The sequence below is a fragment of the Frankia sp. CeTa3Moorea genome (genome assembly GCF_978021225.1).
In genome coordinates this window covers 1-23,643 of record NZ_CDXDOR010000007.1, presented here as the reverse complement: position 1 = coordinate 23,643, position 23,643 = coordinate 1, and the positions used below count along the sequence as shown (strand labels likewise).

20 protein-coding genes are annotated in these 23,643 nt (G+C 69.5%); 8 read left to right on the top strand and 12 right to left on the bottom strand.

Annotated features, from left to right (window positions below; translation table 11 throughout):
* The 5 genes from AC08OV_RS02735 to AC08OV_RS02715 all read right to left on the bottom strand — a co-directional run.
* The coding region (locus AC08OV_RS02735) for an ArnT family glycosyltransferase (RefSeq protein WP_476619256.1) at positions 1 to 1,364 on the bottom strand (1,364 nt) is incomplete at its 3' end.
* 104 nt (positions 1,365 to 1,468) lie between these two features.
* Complete coding sequence (locus AC08OV_RS02730; protein WP_476612405.1) at positions 1,469 to 2,470, bottom strand: glycoside hydrolase family 26 protein; 1,002 nt, start codon at positions 2,468 to 2,470, stop codon at positions 1,469 to 1,471.
* Positions 2,471 to 2,633: 163 nt separating this feature from the next.
* Positions 2,634 to 4,826 (bottom strand): acyltransferase family protein, encoded by a 2,193-nt coding sequence (locus tag AC08OV_RS02725; protein WP_476612406.1) that lies wholly within the window; start codon positions 4,824 to 4,826, stop codon positions 2,634 to 2,636.
* A gap of 40 nt (positions 4,827 to 4,866) precedes the next feature.
* Positions 4,867 to 5,007: a hypothetical protein gene (locus tag AC08OV_RS02720; protein WP_023842071.1), complete on the bottom strand. Its 141-nt coding sequence runs from the start codon at positions 5,005 to 5,007 to the stop codon at positions 4,867 to 4,869.
* Between the two features lie 6 nt (positions 5,008 to 5,013).
* Positions 5,014 to 6,645: a glycosyltransferase family 2 protein gene (locus AC08OV_RS02715; RefSeq protein ID WP_476612407.1), complete on the bottom strand. Its 1,632-nt coding sequence runs from the start codon at positions 6,643 to 6,645 to the stop codon at positions 5,014 to 5,016.
* A gap of 710 nt (positions 6,646 to 7,355) precedes the next feature.
* On the opposite strand from AC08OV_RS02715, the gene AC08OV_RS02710 reads away from it, so the two are divergent.
* The gene (locus AC08OV_RS02710; RefSeq protein ID WP_476619255.1) at positions 7,356 to 9,950 is read left to right on the top strand and encodes a WD40 repeat domain-containing serine/threonine protein kinase; all 2,595 of its coding nucleotides are present in this window, start codon (positions 7,356 to 7,358) and stop codon (positions 9,948 to 9,950) included.
* A gap of 129 nt (positions 9,951 to 10,079) precedes the next feature.
* Here AC08OV_RS02710 and AC08OV_RS02705 read toward each other — a convergent pair whose 3' ends face one another.
* The 3 genes from AC08OV_RS02705 to AC08OV_RS02695 form a co-directional block, all read right to left on the bottom strand.
* The gene (locus AC08OV_RS02705) at positions 10,080 to 11,153 is read right to left on the bottom strand and encodes an ATP-binding protein (RefSeq protein ID WP_476612409.1); all 1,074 of its coding nucleotides are present in this window, start codon (positions 11,151 to 11,153) and stop codon (positions 10,080 to 10,082) included.
* A 472-nt stretch (positions 11,154 to 11,625) separates the two neighbouring features.
* A complete protein-coding gene (locus AC08OV_RS02700) occupies positions 11,626 to 11,922 on the bottom strand; it encodes a hypothetical protein (RefSeq protein WP_476616179.1) in 297 nt (98 codons plus the stop codon).
* A 191-nt stretch (positions 11,923 to 12,113) separates the two neighbouring features.
* Positions 12,114 to 12,755, bottom strand: coding sequence for a response regulator (locus tag AC08OV_RS02695; protein WP_476616180.1), 642 nt, complete (start codon positions 12,753 to 12,755; stop codon positions 12,114 to 12,116).
* Positions 12,756 to 12,999: 244 nt separating this feature from the next.
* Between AC08OV_RS02695 and AC08OV_RS02690 the strand changes: the two genes are divergently transcribed.
* The 5 genes from AC08OV_RS02690 to AC08OV_RS02670 all read left to right on the top strand — a co-directional run bounded on the left by AC08OV_RS02690 (position 13,000) and on the right by AC08OV_RS02670 (position 18,442).
* Entirely contained in the window at positions 13,000 to 14,541 is a 1,542-nt protein-coding gene (locus AC08OV_RS02690; protein ID WP_476619254.1) for a bifunctional aminoglycoside phosphotransferase/ATP-binding protein, read from the top strand.
* Between the two features lie 199 nt (positions 14,542 to 14,740).
* Entirely contained in the window at positions 14,741 to 16,507 is a 1,767-nt protein-coding gene (locus AC08OV_RS02685) for a sensor histidine kinase (RefSeq protein ID WP_476614731.1), read from the top strand.
* A gap of 95 nt (positions 16,508 to 16,602) precedes the next feature.
* Entirely contained in the window at positions 16,603 to 16,935 is a 333-nt protein-coding gene (locus AC08OV_RS02680) for a hypothetical protein (RefSeq protein ID WP_476614730.1), read from the top strand.
* Positions 16,936 to 17,052: 117 nt separating this feature from the next.
* Positions 17,053 to 17,229, top strand: a complete 177-nt coding sequence (locus tag AC08OV_RS02675) for a hypothetical protein (RefSeq protein ID WP_476614729.1) — start codon at positions 17,053 to 17,055, stop codon at positions 17,227 to 17,229.
* A gap of 616 nt (positions 17,230 to 17,845) precedes the next feature.
* Positions 17,846 to 18,442, top strand: coding sequence for a 2-oxoacid:acceptor oxidoreductase family protein (locus AC08OV_RS02670; RefSeq protein ID WP_476614728.1), 597 nt, complete (start codon positions 17,846 to 17,848; stop codon positions 18,440 to 18,442).
* Between the two features lie 27 nt (positions 18,443 to 18,469).
* Here the strand turns inward: AC08OV_RS02670 and AC08OV_RS02665 are convergent, their stop codons facing one another.
* Complete coding sequence (locus AC08OV_RS02665) at positions 18,470 to 18,697, bottom strand: hypothetical protein (RefSeq protein WP_476614727.1); 228 nt, start codon at positions 18,695 to 18,697, stop codon at positions 18,470 to 18,472.
* A gap of 139 nt (positions 18,698 to 18,836) precedes the next feature.
* Here AC08OV_RS02665 and AC08OV_RS02660 point away from each other — a divergent pair, with 139 nt between their 5' ends.
* Both AC08OV_RS02660 and AC08OV_RS02655 read left to right on the top strand, forming a co-directional pair.
* On the top strand, positions 18,837 to 19,172 hold the full coding sequence (locus AC08OV_RS02660; protein WP_476614726.1) for an ArsR/SmtB family transcription factor: 336 nt from the start codon (positions 18,837 to 18,839) through the stop codon (positions 19,170 to 19,172).
* 1 nt (position 19,173) lies between these two features.
* Entirely contained in the window at positions 19,174 to 19,857 is a 684-nt protein-coding gene (locus AC08OV_RS02655) for a cation efflux transmembrane domain-containing protein (protein WP_476614725.1), read from the top strand.
* A gap of 181 nt (positions 19,858 to 20,038) precedes the next feature.
* Here AC08OV_RS02655 and AC08OV_RS02650 read toward each other — a convergent pair whose 3' ends face one another.
* The 3 genes from AC08OV_RS02650 to AC08OV_RS02640 all read right to left on the bottom strand — a co-directional run.
* Positions 20,039 to 20,980, bottom strand: coding sequence for a TauD/TfdA dioxygenase family protein (locus AC08OV_RS02650; RefSeq protein ID WP_476614724.1), 942 nt, complete (start codon positions 20,978 to 20,980; stop codon positions 20,039 to 20,041).
* Positions 20,981 to 21,043: 63 nt separating this feature from the next.
* The gene (locus tag AC08OV_RS02645; protein WP_476614723.1) at positions 21,044 to 22,066 is read right to left on the bottom strand and encodes a DUF2278 family protein; all 1,023 of its coding nucleotides are present in this window, start codon (positions 22,064 to 22,066) and stop codon (positions 21,044 to 21,046) included.
* 324 nt (positions 22,067 to 22,390) lie between these two features.
* Positions 22,391 to 23,643: phytoene desaturase family protein (locus AC08OV_RS02640; RefSeq protein WP_476619253.1), on the bottom strand; the 1,253-nt coding region annotated here is incomplete at its 5' end.

The following is a 23,643-nucleotide window of genomic DNA, read 5'->3' as shown; positions in this document are numbered from 1 at the left end:
GCGCCGGCCAGCAGCGGGAGCCGGTGCAACGTCGCCGGTTCGGCCATCCAGGCGTCGAGGATGACGTAGTCGACGTCGCGCCAGCCGTTCGGGAGGCTCGCCCGCACGGCCTGGTCGTTGATCTTCCAGTGCCAGATCGGCCTGGTACCCCCGCGTAGCAGGTCGAGCCACGCGTAATCGTTCGTGATCGTCACCCGGCCAGGGGGGACGTGGTCGAGGTACCAGGCGGACGCCTCCCGGCTCGGGAGGCTGTCGTCCCGGGTGGCCGCGTCGACCAGGACCGGTCCCCACTGCCACGGCAGCACCGCCAGCCCGGCCACGACGACCGAGGCCACCGCCGCGAGGCGAAGACGGGCGGTTGTGGTGGCAGGCCTGGTGGCAGGCCCGGGCCGGGGATGAAGGTGGTCGGCCAACCCCGCCGCGCAGAGCGCGGCAAACGGCAACATCCCGACGACGTACGGGTACGGCAGGTACCCCTCCCGGAGCAGGAGCAGCGCCTGGCTCACCAGCAGCACGCTCGGCACCCGAAGCCGAGGCACCAGCAGCCCGGCGACCGCCGCCGCGAGGCCGGCGGCGAGCAGGATCGCATCGAGCCCGAGCCAGAAGCCGACCAGGTTCCACGCCGAGCTGCCGCGGTCGAGCACACTGCCGCTGGGCTGCCGGGTGAACAGCTGGAACTCGACCGCCCGGCGCAACTGGTGCAGCTCGCCACGAGCAGCCGCGAACACCACGAACGCCCCGGGGCCCGCCACGGCCGCGGCGGTGAAGCCGAGGCTCGCGGCGCGCAGGTTGCGCCGCCGGTGGTTGGTCCACACCATCAGGTAGACGCCGGGCAGGAACACCAGAGCGGATTCCTTGGACCAGAACGCGACGCTTACCGCAAGTCCCGCCAGCACGGCAGTCCACACTCGCCGTCTGGGCGTCGCGGCCACGACCAACGCCGCTAACAGCCACATCACCATGATGTTGTCAAGGAACACCATCCGCTGGGACCAGAGCGCCAGCGGTGACAGCGAGAACAGCGCGACGGCCGTCACCGCGTACGGTCGGCGCACGTCCAGCCGGCGGGCGAACAGGTAGACCAGGACGCAGCTTGCGACGTGCACCCAGAGCATGAACTCGCGCGCGGCGCTCACGCCGGTAGCGCCACGGCCGAAGGCGTCGGTCACCCAGGCGTACGCCGCGATCTGGGCCCAGCCGCCGAAAGGATGATCATACCAGTAGGTGTAGTGCGCCAGTCGGCCCCAGTACCGCAGGGCGTAGGCCTGCGCGGTATATGTGCCCTCGTCCTCGTTGAACCGGCCGGGCCAGCCGTCGAGGTTCACCGCGTGGACCAGCGCACAGGCGACGACGGCTGCGCCCACGGCGAGAACGACCAGGGTGCGACGGCTGCCGCGACGGCTGCCGCGACGGTGACGGGCCGCCGGGCCCGGCTGGCCAGCCGACTCCGGAACGCTCCTCGCGGTGGTCAGCAGGCGACTCTCCCGGCAAGCAGGCTCGCCCGGAAGGCGGCGAGGTCGGCCTCCGAGTCGTCGTACCGCCAGTCACCCTTCACGCCGTCCTTGATGTTCATCGCCGTCCAGACGAACCCCACCACCTGGGGGTGGCTCTGCAGCCAGCTGCCGAATGAGGCGATCCAGCTGGTCTTGTACTGGTCCCGCTGGGCGCCCACCTCGGTCAGCAGGACCGGCTTGGCCGACAGCGCGGCCAGTTGGGCCATGGACGGGTCGTACGTCTGCGCGGCGGAGCTCTCCTGCACGCCGTACCCTGTCAGGCCCATCAGGTCGACCCACTTGTCGCCGGGGTAGTACTCGGCCAGCGGCGTTCCCGACGTCCCGCGGAGCACGTTCGGCGACCACACCCACAGCGCGTTCGTGACGCCGGCGTCTCGGAAGAGGCCGACCACGTGCTGCCACGCTGCCACGAACAGCGCCGGTGTGTTCGAGCCAACCGACGCCCACGGGTACCAGTAGCCGTTCATCTCGTGGGCGAACCGGATCAGGACGGGGCGTCCGTACTTCTTCACTACCATCGCGATGGCCCGGTAGTGGTCATCCCACCGGCCCTCGATGGTCTTGTCGAGCGTGAAGTCGCTCTGGTTGACCCCCTTGTCCGGGTTCCACGGCTCGACCGTCACGATCGGTGTCACCGGCACCGCGCCGAGCACCGTCGGGTCCAGGCCGTGGGCCACGGAGACGAAGAACTGGGCCATCGCCGGCAGGCAGCCCGTCGTGCGCGCAACCTCGCCCAGCGACGCCTGGCTGATGCCGGGCAGCGTGACGCCGAACTGCGGACGGGTCCTGAACACGGTTTCGACGGTCGCCCGCGACGGCTCGGCGCCGCGAGCGGCGCCGCTGGTGGCGCCGCTCGGGGACACAGGTTCCCGAGACGGGCCGTCGCCGGGGGAGCTGCAGGCGAAAACCAGTACGCTCGCCGCCACCATCAGGCAGACGGCAGACCGCCGTCGCATCAGCGCCTCCCCACCAGGTACCTCGGCCGTCTGGCTGGTACGTCCGCCGAACAATGACCGAAAGCCAAACAATGACTGAAAAGTGTACAGACGTCCTGAAATACGGCCTTGGCGCACCTCGTTGGCGAGGCTACCCGACGCCCGGATTCCACCGGGACCGAAGTCAGGAACGCGATGTGCCCGCGGTCTGGCTTGACTGGAGCAGAGGTCCCCGCGACGGCAGCTGTACCTTGGTGACCAGCGCGTGTTCGAGCGCCGGCCCGAGCATGACCGCTGCCGTGTTCGTGATGTGGGAGTCGTCGCGGTACAGCAGCACGCTGCCCCGTACGGCCGGGCAGGGTCCGGTCCCCGGGCACAGGATGACGTTCAGGTCGACCGCGCTGACCGCTGGTTCGCGGCCCTCGACGACCGCCTGCAGCAGCGGGTCGCGGGGCAGGCCGGAATCCCGCGGGAACGAGCACGACCGCCAGTTGTCGATTGCGCCGGAAATACACGCCGGAATGTCTCCTGGTGGATTCGGGGTGTCGACGATGTAGACCAGCGGAGCACCCAGGGAAACGAGCCGTGCGATCGTGTTCCGCCATCCCGCCACAACCTTTTCTTCGTCGCCGGTGTACCGGTTGTACGTACTCAGGAAGATCACGTCCGGCTTTGGTTCCGCGGCGAGCCGGCGAAACGTGTTCTCTCGCCAGGTGTCGCACTCGGTGAACTCCCGGCCGAGCTGCTCGCTGCGGACCGAGATAGCGGGTAACGGGCAGCCGACCTTGGTCAGCACCTCCACCGACCAGTCGCTGCCGCGGGCCATGTGGTAGACCGCCCCGAACCACTGGGCGGCGTGCGAGTCCCCCAACAGGACCACCCGGCCGGTGGCGCCGTCGGTGTTCAGCTGGCAGGGCGGGCTCGTGGTCTGGCGGGGACTTACCATGCAGCCGTCCGGAAGCCGCGGCAGGTCGTCGTACGCGGACCAAGGCGCGGGCGTCACCGGGCCGCTCAACAGGCCGCCGGGTTGGTCGAACGGGTCACGCACCACCGTGGCCGCGGGCAGGTGCGGCAGCACCGCCACCGCGTCCCGGCCACCGCCCCGCATCCGCTGCAGCGCATCGGTGCCGACCAGCATGCCGGTGGCGGCCGGCAGCAACGTCGCGGTGACGGCGATCGCGAGGCCACGACGCCAGCCCGACGCCGCGACCGCCGAGAGCCGCACCGGACGCTCGACCAGCCGCACCGACAGCTCGGCCGGCACGGCGCAGGCCGCGACCACTGCCGTGCGCGCCTGCCAGCTCAGGTCTCCCACCCGCGCCTCGACCAGGACGAGCACGGCCCAGTGCCACAGGTACAGGCTGTACGACCGGCTTCCGATGACGGTCAGCACTCTGGTCCCCAACAACCGGCCCGCACTCGCCCGGAGGCTGCGGTGTCCCGGGTGGACGCCGGTACCCGCCGCGATGACCGCTGCCGCGCCGAAGGTGGGCAACAAGGCCGCCGTGCCCGGGTAGACCGTCACGCTGTCGTAGCTGACGACGGCGGCCAGCACCGCCACGCACCCCGCCCAGCCGAGCACGATCCTCACCCCGGTGACGGTGCGGCCGCGGTCGAGTCTGGCGAGCGCCGGCGCGGCGAAGGCGAGCAGCGCACCGACGCCGAACTGCCACGCCCGGGCCGGCGAGCCCAGGTAGGCGACCGGCGTCTCCACCAGGGTCCAGTGCAGCGACAGCGCCAACGACAGGGCGACGAGCCCGAGCGTGACCGGGACCGCGACGGCGGCCAGCGACATCGTGGCGCGCCGGGCGAACAGCACGACGAGCAGCAGGAGCAGCGGCCAGACGAGGTAGAACTGCTCCTCCACGCTGAGCGACCAGAAGTGCAGCACCGGACTGGGGTCCCGACCGCTGGCGAGGTAGTCGGTCTGGTTCGAGATGAACCGCCAGTTGACCAGGTAGACCGAGGCCGCCGCGACGTCGTGCACCGTCTCCGCCTGGCGCAGCGGCGGCATCGTCAGCCAGCTCGCCACGGTGACGAACACCAGGACGACGCAGGCCGCCGGCAGGATGCGCCTGGCCCGGCGCGCGTAGAACCCCGCCAGGCTTATCCGACCGGTGACCTCGGCCTCCCGCACGAGCAGGCTGGTGATGAGGAACCCCGAGACAACGAAGAACACGTCGACCCCGACGAAGCCGCCAGTGGCGTGGGGGACCTGACCGTGGTAACACAGCACGGGCAGCACAGCCAGGGCGCGTAGCCCTTCGATGTCGGGGCGGAAGCCGAGCCGTTCCTCGATCCGCACCAGACCCGGGTGGGGTCGCCGCAGCGGCACGGTGACCGTGCCGTCCGTGACCGCGCCGTCCGTCGTCCTCATGGTCCTCATGCCGACCGCTCCCACGGCCCGCCTGGCCTGATCAGTGCCATAGCACGGTCGGGTCGACCCAGCCGGTGGCCAGCAACGCGATGACCGCCAGGCCGACGGTGATCGCCAGCCCGTCGGGCCAGCGCAGGTGCTCGGAGGCCGGGAAGTCCAGGTCGTCGTCGTGACGTTCCACGTCGCTTCACCCCTGGCGCAGGGCCGCGCTGGCGGGTGGAGCGCCGTGCGAGGGCGAGACCGGTGCGCTGTTGGCCGGCGCGTTGTGGGCCGGCGCGCTGTAGGCCTGCGCGCTGTAGGCCTGCGGACCGCCGGTCCATGCCCGGACCACGGAGTCGGGCTGAGACTGCCTGGCGCGGTGCCTGCTGCGTGCCGGCCGGTCGCCGCGCCCCACGAGCAGGCGGCTAAGCTCGAACAGGAGCGGGATGCTCAGATAGCTGTGGCCGAGCTGGAACAGAATCATGAGCCAAAAGTTTTCCCAGCCGAACCGCCAGACGTCGAGAGCGATGCCGGTCCATGTCGCGCACGTCGTCAACAGCAGCCAGTAGAAGGCGGTCCGAGCCACGCTGCGGACCAGCGGGTTCCCCCCTTTGCGCACGGAGCCGGTCGCCACCCAGGATGCCGTGCGACCACGCACCATGTGCAGGATCGCGACAGCGTGGCAGAAGCTGTACACAAGTTGCACCCGCAGCACTTCGAAACGCCATCGACCGCGGCTGGTAGCCGGGAGCAGGACCAGCCACACCCAGGCCGCGGCCAGGAACGGCAAAAAATTATAGGGCCGCACCAGCTCCGGGTAGACGTACACCATCAACAGGCCAGGAATGTTAATGGTAAAGACGTTGATCGCAGTGGAAATATAGTAGAGGAACCCGCTCCAAAAGCAGGCCCGCTGTTTCCAGTCGAGCTTGATGTGGCGTAGCTGACGGGTCCGCAGCAGGGCCATGGAACCGCTGCACCAGCGGTACTGCTGGTTGATGAAACCGGCCAGGTCAGCCGGGCACAGGCCGGTCGCCAGCACCACCGGTACATAGCGGGTGGTGTAGCCCGCAGCCAGCAGCTTGACACCGGTGAAGACGTCCTCGCTGTGTTCTATCTGGGCGAAGCCGCCCGCCTTCCGCAGGCTGCCGCGCCGGTAGATCGCATTGGTTCCGACGCAGATCGGGACGCCGACGGCGTCGCGGGACGGCTGCACCCAGCGGTAGAAGAGCTCCTGGGTGGCGCCGGCGGTCCGCTGCAGCCAGCCCATCGACCGTTTCGTGTCGAAGTGCTGCGGGCTCTGCACGATACCGACGTCCGGGTCGTCGAGGTACGGTGCCAGGTGAAAGAGGTAGTCCGGCCGCGGGCAGAAGTCGGCGTCGAAGATGGCGATGTAGTCGCCGCGCGAGTGCTCGAGCCCGAACTGGATGTTACCGGCCTTCTTCATCCGGCCGCGGTCCGGCCGGCTCAGGTAGCTGAAGCCGTGGGCGGCGGCCGCGGCGGCGATCTCCGGGCGGCCGCTGTCGTCGAGGACGTACGTTCGTAGCTGCCCCGGCCACCTGACCCGGGCGATGTGTGAATAGGTGTTGAGCAATACCGGGAGGGGTTCGCCCGCACTGGGAAGAAAGATGTCGACGCTGGGGTAGTAGATCGACCGCCAGCCGCGGACCAGGCTCTCATGGCTCTGTCTGGTTACGCGCCGCCGGTGCTGGGTGGCCACAATCGTGAAGGCCGAACAAACCGCGTTGAGCCCGAGTAGCAGGAGAAACACCCACAACGCCGACGCCAGCAGCGCGAACTTGAACAGGCTGAACGAGGCAAGGGTGAATGACGCGGTCATGCACAGTAGTACCCAGCGACGCTGTCGGCCGAGGTAGGCGTACACCAGTCGGTCCGACGGCGGGCTCGGCAGCGACTCGCTCCGAGGTCCTGGGATCGACGTTCTTTGGACCGACGCTCTTGGGATCGGTGCTCCGTCGACGGCACCGCTCCTTGGCGCAATCCGATCCGCGGCATATTCCCTGGGGGGCATCACCGAGGCCGCGACGGAAGAGTCTCCCCTTTGTTCGCCCAGCTCGGCGGCAAGGAACTCCTCGCCAAGATCGACCTCCACGGTCCCCCCGGTACCTTTTGATCAAGGTTGATGGTAGTCAATGGGGTCTTATGGGGACCGTTGCGAGCGACCGTTACGAGCGATAGCCCCGGTACCCTTTGATCAATGCTGATGGTAGCCCATGTGGGCCGTCGCGACCCGGTGGCCCCGGCATCGCCAGGGCCGCCGCGACCGATACCACCAACGGGAAGTTGCCACGCAATTACGATGCGCTACGTCGGGCTCTCGGGGTGGGCCGCGCCGTGAACGCGCCTTCAGGCACCTCTAGAATCCAGGCACAAATTCCGTCGTGAGCCGGTTGCCAGAACCACGGCTGCTAACGGAGACGGTAGGCACTCATGCGTGCGGCGCCGCGGTGCGCAATGAGTGCGCGTGGAGGTCGGGTTCCAACGGGAGGGGGCGGCCGTGGGTTCGCACACCGCGCGGCGACGGTTGCCGTGACGACGCCTGACGGGTCAGTTCCGTGGGACGTGGCAAACTCCCGCGCGACACCGCTGCTCGACAGTGACCCCGTCACCGTCGGGACGTACCAGCTCGTGGCGAGGCTGGGCCAAGGCGGGATGGGAATCGTCTACCTCGGCAGGAGCCGGGACGGGCGGCCCGTGGCCGTCAAGGTCGTCCGTACCGACCTCGCGCGGCAGCCCGAGTTCCTGGCCAGGTTCCGCCGTGAGGCCGAAGTCGCCCAGCGGGTCGCCCGGTTCTGCACCGCGGAGGTGCTCGAGGTCGACGTCGAGGCCGATCGCCCATATCTGGTGACGGAGTTCATCGACGGTCCCACGCTCGCGGACGCGATCGCCGCCAACGGTCCCATGGCCGAGGCCGACCTCGAACGCCTCGCCATCTCGGTCGCGGCGGCGCTCACCGCCATCCACGCCGCGGGAATGATCCATCGTGACCTGAAGCCGTCGAACGTCCTGCTGTCGCGACTCGGTCCGCGGGTCATCGACTTCGGCATCGCGCGCGCGATGGATTCCACGACCTCGCTGACGACCTCCACCGGCCTGATCGGCACTCCCGCTTTCATGGCTCCCGAACAGGCGCGCGGCGAGCTGGTCACGGCGGCCGCGGACATCTTCGCCTGGGGCGGGGTGGTGACGTTCGCGGGCACCGGGATCGGCCCGTTCGGTAAGGCGACGACCCCGGTCCTGCTGTATCGGGCGGTGCACGAGGCACCCAAGATCGACAGCCTGCCCGATGGACTCCGTTCGATCGTGGCAAAAACGATGTCCAAGGAGCCGGCGGACCGGCCGACCGCCAGCGATCTCTACCAGTCCCTCCTCGGCCTGTCCAACGTCGACTCCAACGTCGACTCCAACGTCGACTCCAACGTCGACTCCAACGTCGACTCCAACGTCGACTCCAACGTCGACTCCAACGTCGACTCCAACGTCGACGCGGCGGTGCGAGGCGAAGCTGGCCCGACCGCCGTCACCCTGGTTACGGATCCGCCGGTCAAGCCGCCGGCGCGGATAGACGCCGGAGCCTCGCGGACACCGTCCGACTCCGAGGGTTCCGTCGGTTCCATCGATTCCGTGGGTTCTGCCGGTTCTATCGGTTCCGAGGGTTCCGAGGGTTCCGTCGGTTCCGTCGGTTCCGTCGGTTCCGCCAATCCGGCGATGCCACCGCCGAGCGACGACATCCTGTCGCCACTGGACCTGTCGCCACTGGACCTGTCGCCACTGGACCGTCCGGCACCCGGCCGCGGCCACCCCGAGGGTGGCGAGCCGAAGCAGCAGCGGCGCGGCCGGTGGCGGCGGCGCACGGTGGTGTCGCTGGTGGCCAGTCTCTGCGCCGTCGCGGTAGCGGTGACGGCCACCCTCATGTTCGTCACCCACAAGGACCCCGCTTCGGTCCCCGAGAGCATCGAGGTGTCGCGCCGGCTGGCGAGCGAGGCGGCGGCGGCCAGCACGACACAACCGCAGCTGGCCCGCCAACTTGCGCTGGCGGCCTACCGTGTCGAGCCCACCGAGGAGGCCCAGCGCAGCCTGATTGAGAACTTCGGCGGGGTAGAGATCAGTACGCTGGCCGGCCACACCGACCGGGTGATCGGTGTACGGTTCAGCCTCAACGGCAGAATGCTGGTGACGGGAAGCGACGACAGCACCGTCCGGCTCTGGGACATCAGCAACCCCACGGCCACCAGACCGCTCGCGGTCATCCCGGGGGACAGCGGTACCTTCCTGCAGGGCGGCTTCAGCGCGGACGGGCGGCTGCTGTCGACATCCACCGACGACCACATTGTCCGGCTCTGGGACATCTCCGTGCCCGAGCGGCCCAGGTCGCTGGCAGTGCTGCGGGACGTCAACAACAGCGTTGCCTTCGCGGTCGGCGGAAAGACCATGGCTACCGCCGGCACCGACAACACCGCCAAGTTGTGGGACATCACCGATCCCCACCAGCCGCGGTTGGCGGCCACCCTTGTGGGACACACCGACTGGGTCAACAGCGTGGCCTTCAGCCCGGACGGGAGGATGCTCGCGACCGGCAGCCACGACCGGACCATCCGGCTCTGGGACGTGTCGACCCCGACCCGGCCCACGCCGCTCGCGATCCTCAACGGGCACGAGAACGCGGTGCTCGGGCTCGCCTTCCGGCCCGACGGCAGGATTCTTGGATCGACGTCGGCGGACCGGTCCGCCCGGCTATGGGACATCGCCACGCCGACGGAACCGAAAATGCTATACACCTTTACCGACCGATCGGACTGGGTGAGTAGCGTTGCCTTCCGCGTCGACCTGCACCTGATGGGCACGACCGCGCGGAAGGCCGGCCGGCTGTGGGACATCTCCGACCCGCGCAATCCCCGGCCGGTCGGCGGCCTGCTCGGGCACACGGCGACGGTGCGGCGCGTCCAGTTCAGCCCGGACGGCACACTGGCCGCCACCTCCGGCGACGACAACACCGCCCGGTTGTGGGACATCGACCCGGCCCATATCGCCAAACGTGCCTGCACCGACCCGACGGCCGTGATGAGCGAGGCCGAGTGGGAGCGGCACGCCCCGGAGATCCCCTACCCGTCGCGGTGCCCCTAGTGGCGTGATCCCGGCTGGCCGTCGGCCGGTGAATGTGGGGAGCTGAGCACGGTTTGCGGTCCCCGGACCGTGCCCAGCTCCCCACAATTCGGCCGCCGCGCGATCAGGCGGGCCCGGCCTCGTGAGCGCTCAGCGTGCGGCGGTCTGGGGCGTGTGCGCGGTGCCAGCCGTGTGCGCGGTGCCAGCCGTGTGCGCGGTGCCAGCCGTGTGCGCGGTGCCAGTCGTGTCGGCCAACCGCGCGGCCGGCACCAGGCCTGGACGGGTGTCGAGCCGGAAGCCGGGATCGATCTGGCTGGTGAGGTCGACCCCGACCGCGTCGTTCGCCCAGGACCGGGCGTTCTTCACATGGAACTCGATCACCTGTCGGTGCAGTCGGTCCCAGTCGCGTTCGGTGTCGTCCACGACGGCGACGATGTGGTCCAACGCGGCGATGTTGGCCGGTTCGAGGTCCGCGATGCCGGTGGCGCGGCCCTGTTCCATCGCTCGGACGGCAGCCGACTGCTCCAGGTGGACCAGCAGGTCGTCGCCGATCCGGTCACGCAGGAACTGCAGGTCCCGCTCGTCGCTTACCTTGTTACCGATGACCGAGATCGGGATGTCGTGGTCGGCGGCGTAACCGCGGTACTGCTCGTAGACGGCGACGCCCTTGCGGGTGGGTTCGGCGACCAGGAAGGTGCGGTCGAACCGGGTGAACAGCCCGGAGGCGAACGAGTCGGCGCCGGCGGTCATGTCGACGACGACATATTCTGTGGGCCCGTCCACGAGGTGGTTGAGCAGCAGCTCGACGGCGCCGACCTTGGAGTGGTAGCAGGCGACGCCGAGATCCTCCTCGGTGAAGGCGCCGGTGACCATCAGGCGGACCCCGTTGATGTCGACGCTCAACCGGTGGTGGATCGGGCTCGGCCCGGTGACGGTCAGCAGCCGCGAGCCGGTGCCGGGCGGTGTGGTCTTGACCATCTCCCGCGCCGAGGGGATGCGCGGGTTCTCGCCACGCAGGTACTCCTTGATCTCGTCGAGGTGGTCGCCGAGCGCGGGGATGGCCGCGGCGGAGTCCTCATCGAGCCCGAGGGCGACTGCCAGGTGCTGGTTGATATCGGCGTCGAGGGCCAGCACGGGCCGACCCCGGGTGGCCAGGTGACGGGCGACGAGGGAAGACAGCGTGGTCTTGCCGCTTCCGCCCTTGCCCACAAAAGCGATCTTCACAGAGATTTCCTCGATGTCGTGGCGGCGCTGCCGCGAGCATGCCGAACGGGTACTCCAGCCGCGAGGCGCCGATCGACGAGACCCGTGATCCCCCGCGGACGGGAGCGGAGCCCATCGAGCCCGGGTCCCCCCGGATCCCCCGGATCCTCCCAGATCCTCATGGAAGGGCATGGGAGGGCGGGGAGAGGTCTGACCCTGGTCGGGCCGACGCGCCGCAGCCTTGCCACAAAGGATAACGGTGTTCATTTCGAATGTGTGCAGGGTGCCCGGCCGGGCCGGCGTGGTCGTCACCCGGCGAGCGGCGGAGACGCCTCACCGCGCCGCCGCATCACGCGTGCGCGGGGACTCGCGTGATCGAAATCGTGATCGAAATCGCGAGGATGCCAGCCGACAGTCCCGTCACCCGCATCATCGTCAAAGAGTGATGTTCCGGGTGAGTGATGTTCCGGTTTGTCGGCACCTGCGGGTCCGGTCAGAGCGGCCGGGTTGCCCGTCGTGCCCCCAGGACGCGGGCCCACGGCGGCCGCTTTTGCTCGCGGGGCTGTCGGTAGCGTCGCCCGTGCAGGCGCACGCCGCCGCCTTTCATGCTCACCCAGCCTCCCGGGCCCATTCGCACGATCGCCTTGGGCCCCGGGGCGCGGCCGGCGAACCGCCAGGAGATGGCCACCGCTCCGGCGACCATTTCCCCGACAATCACAATCTTGGTCAGGTCGAGGGGCCGGCCGTATGGCAACGGCGCGACGCGGGCCGGAACCAGGGGGGGTTCCACAATCGCCACCTCCTCGTCGGCGTCCTGCCGACAGTGATGAGCGTGCCCTTCGCCCGCGTATGCGACATCCGACCCGCGGTGCTCGGATCCGGGACCTGGCTCCCACCAGGATGGGTCCTTCGACCCGGTTCAGGCACAGGGATGCTCCGGTGTGTCGATGGTCCGGTATATCGATGGTCGAGTGTGGGTGTTCAGTCCTCACTCGTCTTCTTCAGGGCGTAGACGGCGGCCTGGGTCCGGCTGGTCAGGCCGAGTTTTTCGAGGATGCTGGAGACGTAGTTCTTCACGGTCTTCTCGGAGAGGTGTATCCGGGTACCTATCTGCCGGTTGGTGAGACCTTCGGCGATGTGCTGGAGGATTTCGCGTTCCCGGGCGCTGAGGGAGGCCAGCGTCGGGTCTTCCCTGGGCCCTTGGCGCATTCTGTCGAGGACGCGGCGGGTGACCGATGGCGAGAGCAGCGACCCGCCGGCGGCCACGGTGCGGATGGCGCTCACCAGGTCGTTGCCGCGGATCTCCTTCAGGACGTAGCCGGCGGCACCGGCCATGATGGCGGAGAACAGGGCCTCGTTGTCGTCATAGGACGTGAGAATGAGGCAGGCGACGTCTGGATGGGCGGAGCGGATGTCGCGACACACGTCGATGCCGCTTCCGTCGGGGAGCCGGCCATCGAGGACGGCCACGTTGGGCAGGAGCGCCGGAATTCTGCGGATCGCCTCGGCGGCGAGTCCGGCCTCGCCGACCACCTCGATGTCGTCGTGGCGATCGAGGGTCTGCCGTAGACCGTTACGCACGATTTCGTGGTCGTCGAGAATGAATACCCGGATCGTCTTCATGCGGAGGAGGATACGGCGCCGTCCTCGGAGCCGCCACGCTGTGAAATGGATGCTGGGTTCGGGACCTTCGACCCTTGGACCGGTCCTTGGCCCGGTGTCGACGGGTGTCTGCCAGCCACCGCGGCGGCGCGTCGGAGGCGGGGGAGGGTGGGGACGTTGGTCCCAGGTAGGACGGACCTTCGTTCCCTCCACGCACGACCCGAGCATGCTGCCGCGGCCGCCGAGACGCGGGCAGGCTCGTGCCATGATCCTGGAGACCACGGTGAACCCGCTCCCGGCGGAGCGAGGCGCCTCGTCCTCGGCGCCAGCGGTAGCGCCGACGGTGGCGTCGGGGCCTCCTGCCAGGGTCGTCGAGACGGCGCGGTCCGTGCTCGTCTTCCTTGGAGATCGTGTCTTCAAAGTCAAGAAGCCGGTCGACCTCGGTGTCGTGGATTTCCGCGGCCGGCAGGCACGGCTGGCCGCCTGCGAGGCCGAGGTGAGACTCAATCGTCGCCTCGCGCCCGACGTCTACCTCGGCGTCGCCGATGTCATCGGACCGGACGGGGAGCCCTGCGACCACATGGTCGTGATGCGTCGACTGCCCGAGGCGCGCCGGCTGTCGACGCTTGCCGAAGGTGGCACCGAGGTCAGGGCGGAGATCCACGCCCTCGCCCGGGTGCTGGTCGACTTCCACGCCCGGTGTGAGACCTCGTCCCAGATCGCCGAGGCAGGTGGCCTGGACCGCCTGCGTGGGCGGTGGGACGCCTGCTTCGCCCGGGTACAGCGTGACCATGGCGCGGCGGTGAGCGCCAGCATCCTCGACCATGTGAACCGTCTCGCCGTGCGGTACCTCGACGGCCGCGACGAACTCCTGCGGGAGCGGCGCGAGGCCGGGCGGATCCGCGACGGGCACGGCGATCTGTCCGCCGCGGACATCTTCTGCCTTGATGACGGGCCCAGAGTGCTCGACTGCCTGGAGTTCGAACCCGGGCTGCGGGCGGCCGACGTCCTCGCGGACGCCTGCGCCCTGGCAGCCGACCTCGAGTGGCTCGGACGCCGCGATCTCGCCCGGCTCTTCCTCGATCACTACCGTGAGATGGCTGGTGAGACCCATCCTCGGTCGCTCGAGGATTTCTACTGGGCGCTGGCCGCGCTGGGGCGCTGCCAGGCGGCGTGCCAGCGTGTCGCGGCCGGTGAGAACGCGGCGGCGGCGGAGGCGCGGGCCTTCGCTGACCTGGCACTGGCCCGGTTGCGCTGGGGCCGGGTCCGACTCGCGCTGGTCGGCGGCCAGCGCGGCACCGGGAAGTCCACGCTCGCCGGCGGGCTCGCCGGCACGGAGCGGTGGACCGTGCTCCGCTTCGACGACGCCGCGGCGGACCTGGCGGCCTCGGCCAACCGTCACGATCTCGCGGCGGGGGGATGGGCAGAGGCGGGGGGATGGGTACCGGCCGACGACGTCGACGCGGTCCACCAGGAACTGCTGCGCCAGGCCGGCACGGCGCTGCGCCGCGGCGAGTCCGTCGTGGTCGACGCACCGTGGAACCGGCACAGCCAGCGCGCGCAAGCGGCCGATGTCGCTCGCCGTGCCTCCGCGGACCTGGTGCAACTGCGCTGCACGGCCCCGCCCGATCTCGCGGCAACCCGTACCGACCGGCGTTCCGCGGCAACCAGCGCCACAGGGTCCGTCGGCCTTGGCCGTCTCGCCGACACCGTCTCCCGGATCGAACCCTGGCCGGAAGCCAAGATCATCGATACGGCGGTGGCCATCGCCGAGTCGCTGCACAACGCCCGCCGCGCCGCGGCCTGATCGGCACGCGAAGCGATGTTCCGCAGTGCTCTGGGTGTTCTGGGTGTTCTGGGTGTTTCGGGTGCTCTGGGTGTTTCGGGGAAGACCGGATGGCCCGGGAGCGGCCACCGCCGAGCGCGGGTAACGCATCGACAACTGATGGGGATCGCCAATGCATCCGCGGCAACCGAACCGGTTCTAGTACTGTTCGGGCGTGGGCATGGAAACTGGGTCCGCAGCCAACCAGAAGCGGGCGGGAACGGACCCTTCGTCGGTCTCTTCGACGGGCCCACCGAAGAGCGAGAACCTGACCTTCCCGCTCGTCGCGCGGCTCGAACTCGATGAACTGCTGACGCAGCTGGTTGACCGGGCCCAGGATGTGCTGGCCACGCAGAGCCGGTTGCGCGGGCTGCTGGCGGCGAGTCGGGCCATCGCCACGGACCTCCGGCTGCCGGTGTTGCTCCGGCACATCGTGGAGGCGGCGTGCGAGCTGCTGGACGCCCGATACGGGGCGCTGGGCGTCGTCGCGCCGGACCGCACCCTGGAGGAGTTCGTCCACGCCGGCATGGACCCGCGGGACGTCGACCGAATCGGTCATCTGCCCACCGGCCACGGGGTGCTCGGTCTACTGATCGATGATCCTCGGCCGCGTCGCCTCGACGACATCTCCCGTGACCCGAGTGCGTATGGCTTTCCCCCCGGCCATCCGCCGATGAGGACCTTCCTCGGCGTACCTATCACCGTGCGCGGCGAGGTGTTCGGCAACCTCTATCTGACCGAGAAACGCGGCGGCACGGTCTTTACCGCCGAGGACGAGGAACTCGCGCTCGCCCTGGCCGCCAGCGCCGGTGTCGCGATCGAGAACGCCCGGCTGTTCCACGACACCCAGCAACGGCACCGGTGGATGAGCGCGTCCGCCGACGTGACCCGCCAGATCATGGCCGATGCCGACGGCGCCCTCGATTCTGTTGCGGAACGCATCCGCACGGTCGCCGATGCGGAGTTCGTCTCCATCGTCCTGCGCGACGAGGAGGCCGGCAGCGCGCGGGTCGCCGTCACCGTCACCGTCGGAGCGGACACCGTTTCCGGTGCCGGTCAGCGGATACCTCTCGACGGCACCCTCACCGGTCGGGTGATGGCCGAGCAGCAGCCGTTGCGCGTGGAGGATGCGCAGCTCGACGCCCTTCCCGAGGAACGGGACGCCGCCACCGGCCCCCTGATCCTCCTCCCGATGGTCGCCGGCACCGACCACGTGTCCGGAGTGCTGCTTGTCGGGCGGAACCGGGGGAAACGTCCCTTCAGCGACACCGATCTCGCCAGCGCCGCGAGCTTCGCGGGCAACGTCGCGATCACTCTGGAACTGGCGCGGGTCAAGGCCGACCGGGAGCGGTTGGTGGTCCTGGCCGACCGTGGTCGCATCGCTCGTGACCTGCATGACCACGTCATCCAGCGGATGTTCGCCGTTGCGCTCGGCCTGCAGGACATCGCCCAGTACGAACGTCCATCGAATGCCGAGCGCATCAACCAGTACGTCGAGGACCTTGACGTTACGATCAAGGACATCCGGCGGTCGATCTTCGAGCTGCGTGCCAGCGGCGTGTCCAAACGAAGCCGACTGCACGCCGCGATCGACCGGATCGCCGAGGACGTGCGTCCGGCCCTCGGCTTCACGCCGACCGTCCGTTACTCTGGACCGCTCGAAACCGTGATCGGTGACGATCTCGCTGACCAGGTGATCGCCGTCGCCCGGGAGTCGTTGACCAACGCGGCGCGGCATTCGCGGGCCGGGACCGTCGAGCTCCGTATCGGCGTGGCCGGCGAGTCGGTGGTCGTCGACGTGATCGACGACGGCGTCGGCATAGGTCCCGGCGGCCGGCGCAGCGGGCTGGACAACCTCCGGACCAGGGCCGAGCAGCTCGGCGGGTCCTTCACCCTCACCACACCGGCAGGTGGGGGCACCCACCTGCACTGGGCTGCGCCCCTGTGACACTGGGCTGCGCCCCTGTGCGGGGAGACCGTTGGTCTGCTGAGGGGGGACGATCGGCCCATGTGACCAGGCGGCAGCCGCGGGATGGTTGACTCATGAACCTCCCCGTGAATCTCCCCGCCCTTCGCCTGTCCCGCTCGATGCCGGCTCCGACGTCAGCCGCGGAGAACGGCGCAGCGACCGAGGGCACGCACCGACCGTACCGGGCGATCGAACCGGGCAGTCGGTCCTGCTGCTGCCCCTCCGAACCGGTGGCACAGGCGATATTTGTCCCCGGTGACACGCGTTCCCATGATGTCGAGGTGCTGTTGTGCGCCCATCACCTGCGGTGCAGCGCGTCGACACTGAGGTCGTTGGGCGTCGCCGTCTACGACCGGCAGGGGAACCCGATCGAGGACACGGCCACGCTGTTCGGCCGGGACCGCTGACCCTTCGGGTTCGCGTGAACGACTGAACAATGACCCGTCGTCGCCGATCCCGCCAGGTTGTCAGGTTGTGCCATCAGATCCCAGGCCTCGCATCGACGCCAAGGAAGGCGGTGACACATGAAATGGATGACAGCGGGTGGTCATCTCATCGAGGAGACGGTCGTCAAGGCCGGTCCCGATCGTCCGGCACGAGTCCTGCGGGTGACCCGGCAGGGGCGTGCGGTCGGCCAGTATGCGTGCTGGGCCGATCTGATCGTCAATATTGATGTTCAGCGGATGGCTGAAGTCGAATGAATGACCTGTTGTCGGTGCAGGCCTGAGCACGGGTCTGAGATGCCAAGGGCCACTGAGTTCTCCCCGCGAGGCGCCGTTCTGGAGGTCGTCCGTGTGCAACTTTCCGGCTGCAGAATCCTGGGACGAGACCGATCTCGCAGCCTGTGTGACCGAGGGTGTGAGAGAGAACGCCCACCGGTTGGGGGTCTCCTGGCGGTCGCATTCCGCGACTCCCGGTTCGAGCGGAGACTGGGTGGACGTGGTCGATGTCGGCGGGGGCCGGCTCGCCATCTGCGTCGGCGACGCGGCCGGACACGGCGAGCAGGCCGCGAGGTTCGCGCGTGTCCATTCAGGGTGAGCGGCGGTAGCCCGCTGACCTTGGGGTTTGTGTTGAGGGGACACGTCGCGGTCGTTGCTTGATCCTCCTTTTCGCGCAGCTCGCCATCCATGCGCACGGGGTCAACGGGGACGACCGCACGATGGCGATCCTGGCCCGCGATCCACTGGTCGCCCCCGCCGCCGGCTACTCACCGCGCTGCCGGGCCGCGGAGAGGACCCTGGCAGCTGACGGGGGCATCGCGAGCAGCGTCGAGAAGCAGCATCGAGAGCAGCCCGGTCGGGAGAGACGAGGTCCATCATGTTCGCGGTACGAATTCACGGGTTCGGCGGCCAGGGCGTGCTGACCATCGCCGAGCTGTTGACCATCGCGGCAGTTACGGAGGGTCGCTACGGACAGGCAGCCATGGCCGGCGGGCCGGAACACATCGGCCACCCTACGGTCGCCTGCTGCCGGATCGACGACGATCCATTGCCCGGGTGGGAACCGGTCGTGTTCCCGGATGCGGTCATCGTCCGGGACGCGGCGCTGCTGCACGTCTCCGACGTATTCCATGGACTCGGGGCGGACGGGTTCATCCTGCTCGACTCGGCACGCGACCTCGACGATTTCGGGCTGCCCGGGCTCACCCGGTACCGGCCCGAGCGAACGATCAGCCTGCCCGCCAGCGAGATCGCCCAGCGCGAGCTGGGGCATCCGCTACCGAACACCGCTCTGCTCGGTGGCTTTGCCGCGTTGACCGGAATCGTTTCGATCACCGCGGTCGAGACGGCCATCCGGGAGCGGTTCGCCGGTCGGCTCGCGGACGACGGCATCGAGGCGGCCCGGGACACCTTTGCGTTCGTCCGCTACATCGAGCGGCGCAGGGCCGGGCTTCTGCCGGTAGCCCGGGAATGAGCCTGGGCGCCGGCACGGGTCCCGGGGTCAGGTCCGGGTGCCCCCGGCCGGCGACACTCGGCCGAACTCGGTCTCCGCGAGCAGCCTGGCCGCCTGCTCCGCCACGTCGGCGTCGACGAGCAGGTCGTAGCGGTCCGCGCTCAGCGCCGACACGGAGACGAAATCCCGACGGCCCCTGCTCAGCGCGTACGTCAGCAGGCCCACCAGAGCGCCGAGGACGGCGCCGAAGACGGCGCCGTAGAGGGCGAGCAGCACCGCCGCCTGCAGAGAGGCCGTGAGACGAGGCCGTGAGACCAGGCCGTGAGACCAGGCAGCCAGCCTCGCCGCGTCGAGGTCTCCGGCCCATCCGAAGTTTACGCTTTCCTGAGTTCATGGATCTCTGTACTGTTGGGTCATGGTGACGATCGCCTCGGACATCGAGGTTCTGGTAAGGGTCGGCCGGGCGTTGGCTGACCCGATCAGGGCACGGCTGCTTCTGGCCCTTCGTGACAGCCCGGCGCATCCCGCTGATCTGGCGGAGGCGATGGGGATCTCCCGGAGCCGGCTGTCGAATCATCTGGCCTGTCTGCGTGGCTGTGGGCTGGTGGTCGCCGTTCCGGTCGGCCGGCGTACCCGTTATGAGCTTGCCGACGCCCGTCTCGGTCGCACACTCGACGAGCTGCGGGCCGCGGTCATCGCCCTCGGACAGGATGCCGCGTGCCCGGGCACGGCGGAGAAGGGCTGCTGCTGATATGGCCGTCTCGCTGTCATCGGGGCCGCTCCCGGCCCGCCGTGACCTGCTCGCCCGCCGAATCCGGTTCCTGGTCGGGGTGACTATCGCCTATAACGTCGTCGAGGCCATCATCGCGCTCACGTTCGGCGCGGCGGCGTCGTCCGCTGCGCTGATCGGTTTCGGGCTGGACTCGCTCATCGAGGTCTTCTCCGCCGCCGCGGTTGCCTGGCAGTTCTCCGCCGTCGATCACGCCGTTCGGGAGGCCCGGGAACGCGTCGCCCTGCGGTTCATCGCCGGGTCGTTTTTCGTGCTCGCCGTCTATGTCGCGGTCGACGCCGTGCGTGCACTGGCCGGCGGGGATGATGCGGATGGTTCGGTGCCCGGGATCGCGCTCGCCGCGGTGTCGCTGGCGGTGATGCCGTTCCTGTCCGCTGCGCAGCGCCGTGCCGGCCGGGAACTCGGTTCGGTGTCCGCCGTGGCGGACTCGAGGCAGACGTTGCTGTGTACTTATCTGTCCGCGGTCCTGCTCGCTGGTTTGCTCCTCAATGCCACCCTCGGCTGGTCCTGGGCGGACCCGGTCGCCGCTCTGGTGATCGCTGTGATCGCGGTGAAGGAAGGCCGTGATGCCTGGCGCGGCGGCGTCTGCTGTCCGGTCCCCACCGTGTCCTGCTCACTTGAGATCAGCCGTCACGTGGACAGGTAGGGATGTGCCCCGGGCTGCGTCTGCTGCGGCTGATGTTCCTGATCTTTGGATTCCCCGTGACCTGGACTGGCGTTCTCGAATCGGTCGGCTGGCGTCGGCGGCGCGGGCGTGGGTCTGGGCGAGCCGGTCGCCGATGCCGGTCGCGAGATCCCACTGTTCCGGCCGTGTCGCCGGCCGGTCGCTACGTGGAAAGGATTCCGGCGGACGCCGGGACGCTTTCTTCGAGAACGGTCGTGTAATGCGAGGCATCCCCGGCGAGCGAGTAGCTCTTCTCCCCGTTCGGGCCGAACGGTATGTCGCCGGCGACGGTGACCCGGTTGAGCCGACGGGGCAGGTCGTCGTAGTTGTCGATGGCGTAGTGCTGGGTGATCCGGTTGTCGAAAATCACCAGCTGGCCCGGCTCCCAACGCCACCGCAGCACGTTCTCCGGCTTGATCACATAGGACTGCAGCAACCGTAGAAGGTCGCGGGACTCGCCGGTGGACAGGCCGACGATGCGCTGCGCGAACCCCCCGATGTAGAGGCCGCGCTCGCCGGTCAGCGGATGAACTCGCACCACCGGGTGCACGGTCTTGTACACGGTGGCGGTGAAAACCGCCCGCCGGTCCAGCTGGTCGCTGTCGAGGCTCTCCACCGGAACCGCGTAGTCGTAGTCGTTCGTGGGCAGCGCCCAGAGGGTGTCGGCGAAGGCGCGCAGTACCTCGGGAAGGTCCTGGTACGCCGCGGCGGCGTTGGCGATCAGGGTCTCCCCGCAATAGGGCGGGATGACGATGCTGCGAAGCGTGCTCAGCTGGGGCGGGTTCAGGACGAATGTCACGTCGGTATGCCAGTGGTTGGCTCTGCCGTTCTCGCTGTCGACCGGCAGGACGTTCGGTGAGCCTGCCACCGACGGGACGGTCGGGTGGGCCGCGGTCAGTGCGCCGAAATACCCGGCGAACCGCTGCTGACCGGCATCATCGATATCCACCTCACGGAATACCAGCGCCTTGTGCTCGTTGAGAGTGGCCCGCAGCCACGCGACCGTCTCCGCGTCCAGCTCCCGGCCCGGATCGATGCCGACGATCTCCGCGCCGATTCGCCCGATGACTTTCCGGACATCCAGCCCGGTTCTGATCGCGCTCATACGGAGTCCTGCGGAGGCGACCCGGGTCCGAAAGGTGATCCGGGTCCGAAAGGCGACCCGGGGTCAGAAGACGATGGTGTGCCCTTCGCGGGAGGCGTCGGTGGCGGTGTAGGCGACGCCGTCGACTTTCAGACCGTCCTGGTCAAGCAGGGTGATGATGCCGCCCCGGTTGCCCAGCCCGACCGGGGGCGCGAGCGGGATCCGCACGGTGTCCCCGGCCGGCAGGTTGGTGGGCGGAAGGGGGAAACGGTGCCGACCGCTGTCGATGATCGTCCAACCGGTGAGGTCGACGGGCCCTGGGGTGGTGTTGAGCAGGGTGACGGACTCGGCTTCCGGTGCTGGTCCGATGGGGTTGACCAGGGCGGCGACGATGCGCAGGCGCCGGTCGGGTTCCCCGGGGGCCGGTCGGCCGCCCGGTCCGGCCGATGGAACGGCGCGCAGGGCGTGGCCGGTCGTGTCGTCAGTGTGCCAGGCCTGGCTCTGGAAGGCCAGGAACAGTGCTGTCCAGCGGCCCGCGGTGGGGAAGTGGAACAGCAGGGCACCGTCCTGCCAGGTGCCGTCGTCGGCGATGAAGCGACCGCTGTTGCCCTGGTTCATGTGGACGTCATGCACGCCGTTGCCGGGTACGAAGCCAAAGATCTTGTCTGGTTTCGTGGGTTCGGGGCCCCATCGCTGGCCGAAGGCGTAAATGTGGCTGGTTGGATCGGCGGTCGCACGCTGGACGTGGTGGTCGAGGCGGTCGGCGAGGTCGTTGTCCGGGCCGGGGCGGTCGGGGGGGAGCGCGTGCAGCCCAGTGCGGTCGAACAGGTTGCCCCGGATGAAGTCCAGGGCGAGGCCGCCGGGCCTGGAGTTCAGGGGGGTGAACCCGTCGGGCAGGTCGACGAGGCGGTCGAGGATCGGATGGTGGAACTCCTCGACCGCGATGTACAGCAGTTCGGACGGGGGCTGGGCGGACAGAACGTTCACGGCGACTCGGAAAGAGTCACCGCCGTCGACGTGTAGCTGGTAATGCGGGCTGTCGCGCCCGCCCTCCCTGCGCCGGTCGAGCACCCGGCCTTTCAAGACGCCGTAGCCTGCCAGCGGCATGACATTTCCCCGATTTCCGCGGCGATGGAAAGATCCGCCTGAACGATATCATTCCCGTCTGGCCAGGAGGGTGCGGCGGAGGGGTGTTCACCTACCGGTTGGCCTGCGGTCACCCAACGGTGATGCAGGCCGCCCGCGGGCCGGCTGCCGACCCCCATCATGGAGGGGCGGTCATGAAAAGGCGGTGATTCATGGTCGGCGTGGCGCCCGGGCGGTTACCGTCGGAGTGTCTCCAGGCGGGATACAAGGTCCGTAGGCGGCGGCATATCGCGCATTTCCCGGCGTGTCTCGCGCACAGCGGCGAGATCAGGGTCGGCGACGGTCTCATCCCGGCCGCCCTACGGGCCAGGCCGCTCGCCGCTCCCGGCTGAGGGCGAGGGCCGCCGCGTGCAGCCCGGCCATGCCGTGTACCCCGGCGCCGGGAGGGGTGGCGGCCGAACACAGGTAGACGCCGGGCAGCGGCGTTGCCCAGGGGCGCGGCGAGAGCACCGGCCGAGCGACCAACTGGCGCAGGTCGGCGGTGCCACCGCCGATGTCGCCGCCGATCTCGTTGGCGTTGTGCGCCTCCAGTGCCGTCGGTCCCATCACATGGCGGGCAAGCACCCGGTCGCGGAATCCGGGGGCGAAGCGTTCGACCTGGGACTCGATCGCGTCGGTCATGTCGACGCTGGAGCCCAGTGGGACATGGCAGTAGGCCCACCCGGTGTGCCGGCCGGCCGGGGCGCGGCTCGGGTCGGCGGCGCACGCCTGAACGAACAGTACGAACGGCCGGTTTGGATGGTGGCCGCGGGCGACGGCCCGCTCGGCCGCGGCGATCTCGGCGAGCGTGCCGCCCAGGTGTACGGTCGCCGCCCCGGCGACCGCCGGATCGCGCCAGGGCACCGGTCCGTCAAGCGCCCAGTCGATCTTGAAAACTCCCGGTCCGTACCGGTATCGGCCGAGCGCGGCGCGGTAGCGGCCGGGCAGCGCGTCGCCGGCGACCGCGAGCACCTGGCGAGGGGTGAGATCGAGCAGCACGGCCCGCGCGGGCGGCAGTTCCGACAGGCTGGTCACCGGGGCGCCGGTGACCAGTTCGCCGCCGAGCTCGCGCAGCCGGGCGACCAGGGCCTCCGCCAGCGACGATGATCCACCGACGGCTACCGGCCAGCCGACCTGGTGCGCGAGCACCCCGAGGAACAGCCCGTAGCCTGCGGTGACCGGGCGATGTAAATCGATCATGGAATGGGCGGCGAGCCCGGCGAACAGCGCCCGCGCCGCCTCACCGCGCAGCGCGGCGCGGGCGAGCGCGGTCGCGGACCACAGCCCGCGCACGCCGAACCGGGCAAGGGTCAGGGGCGCGGTGGGCGGCAGGTCGAACGGCGCCAGCACACCCTCGGCCAGCCGCGAGCCGTCGGACGCCAGCGGGCCGACCAGCCGGTGCCAGCCGGAATCGACGCCGTCCCGGTCGGCGAGGCCCGCCGCGGTGGCGTCGAGGTCGCGGCGCAGCAGCGCCGCCGGGCCGTCGTCGAGCGGGTGGGCGAGCGGCACCGGCGGATGCGCCCACCGAAGCCCCCCGGCTGGGGTCGGGCCTGGGGTCG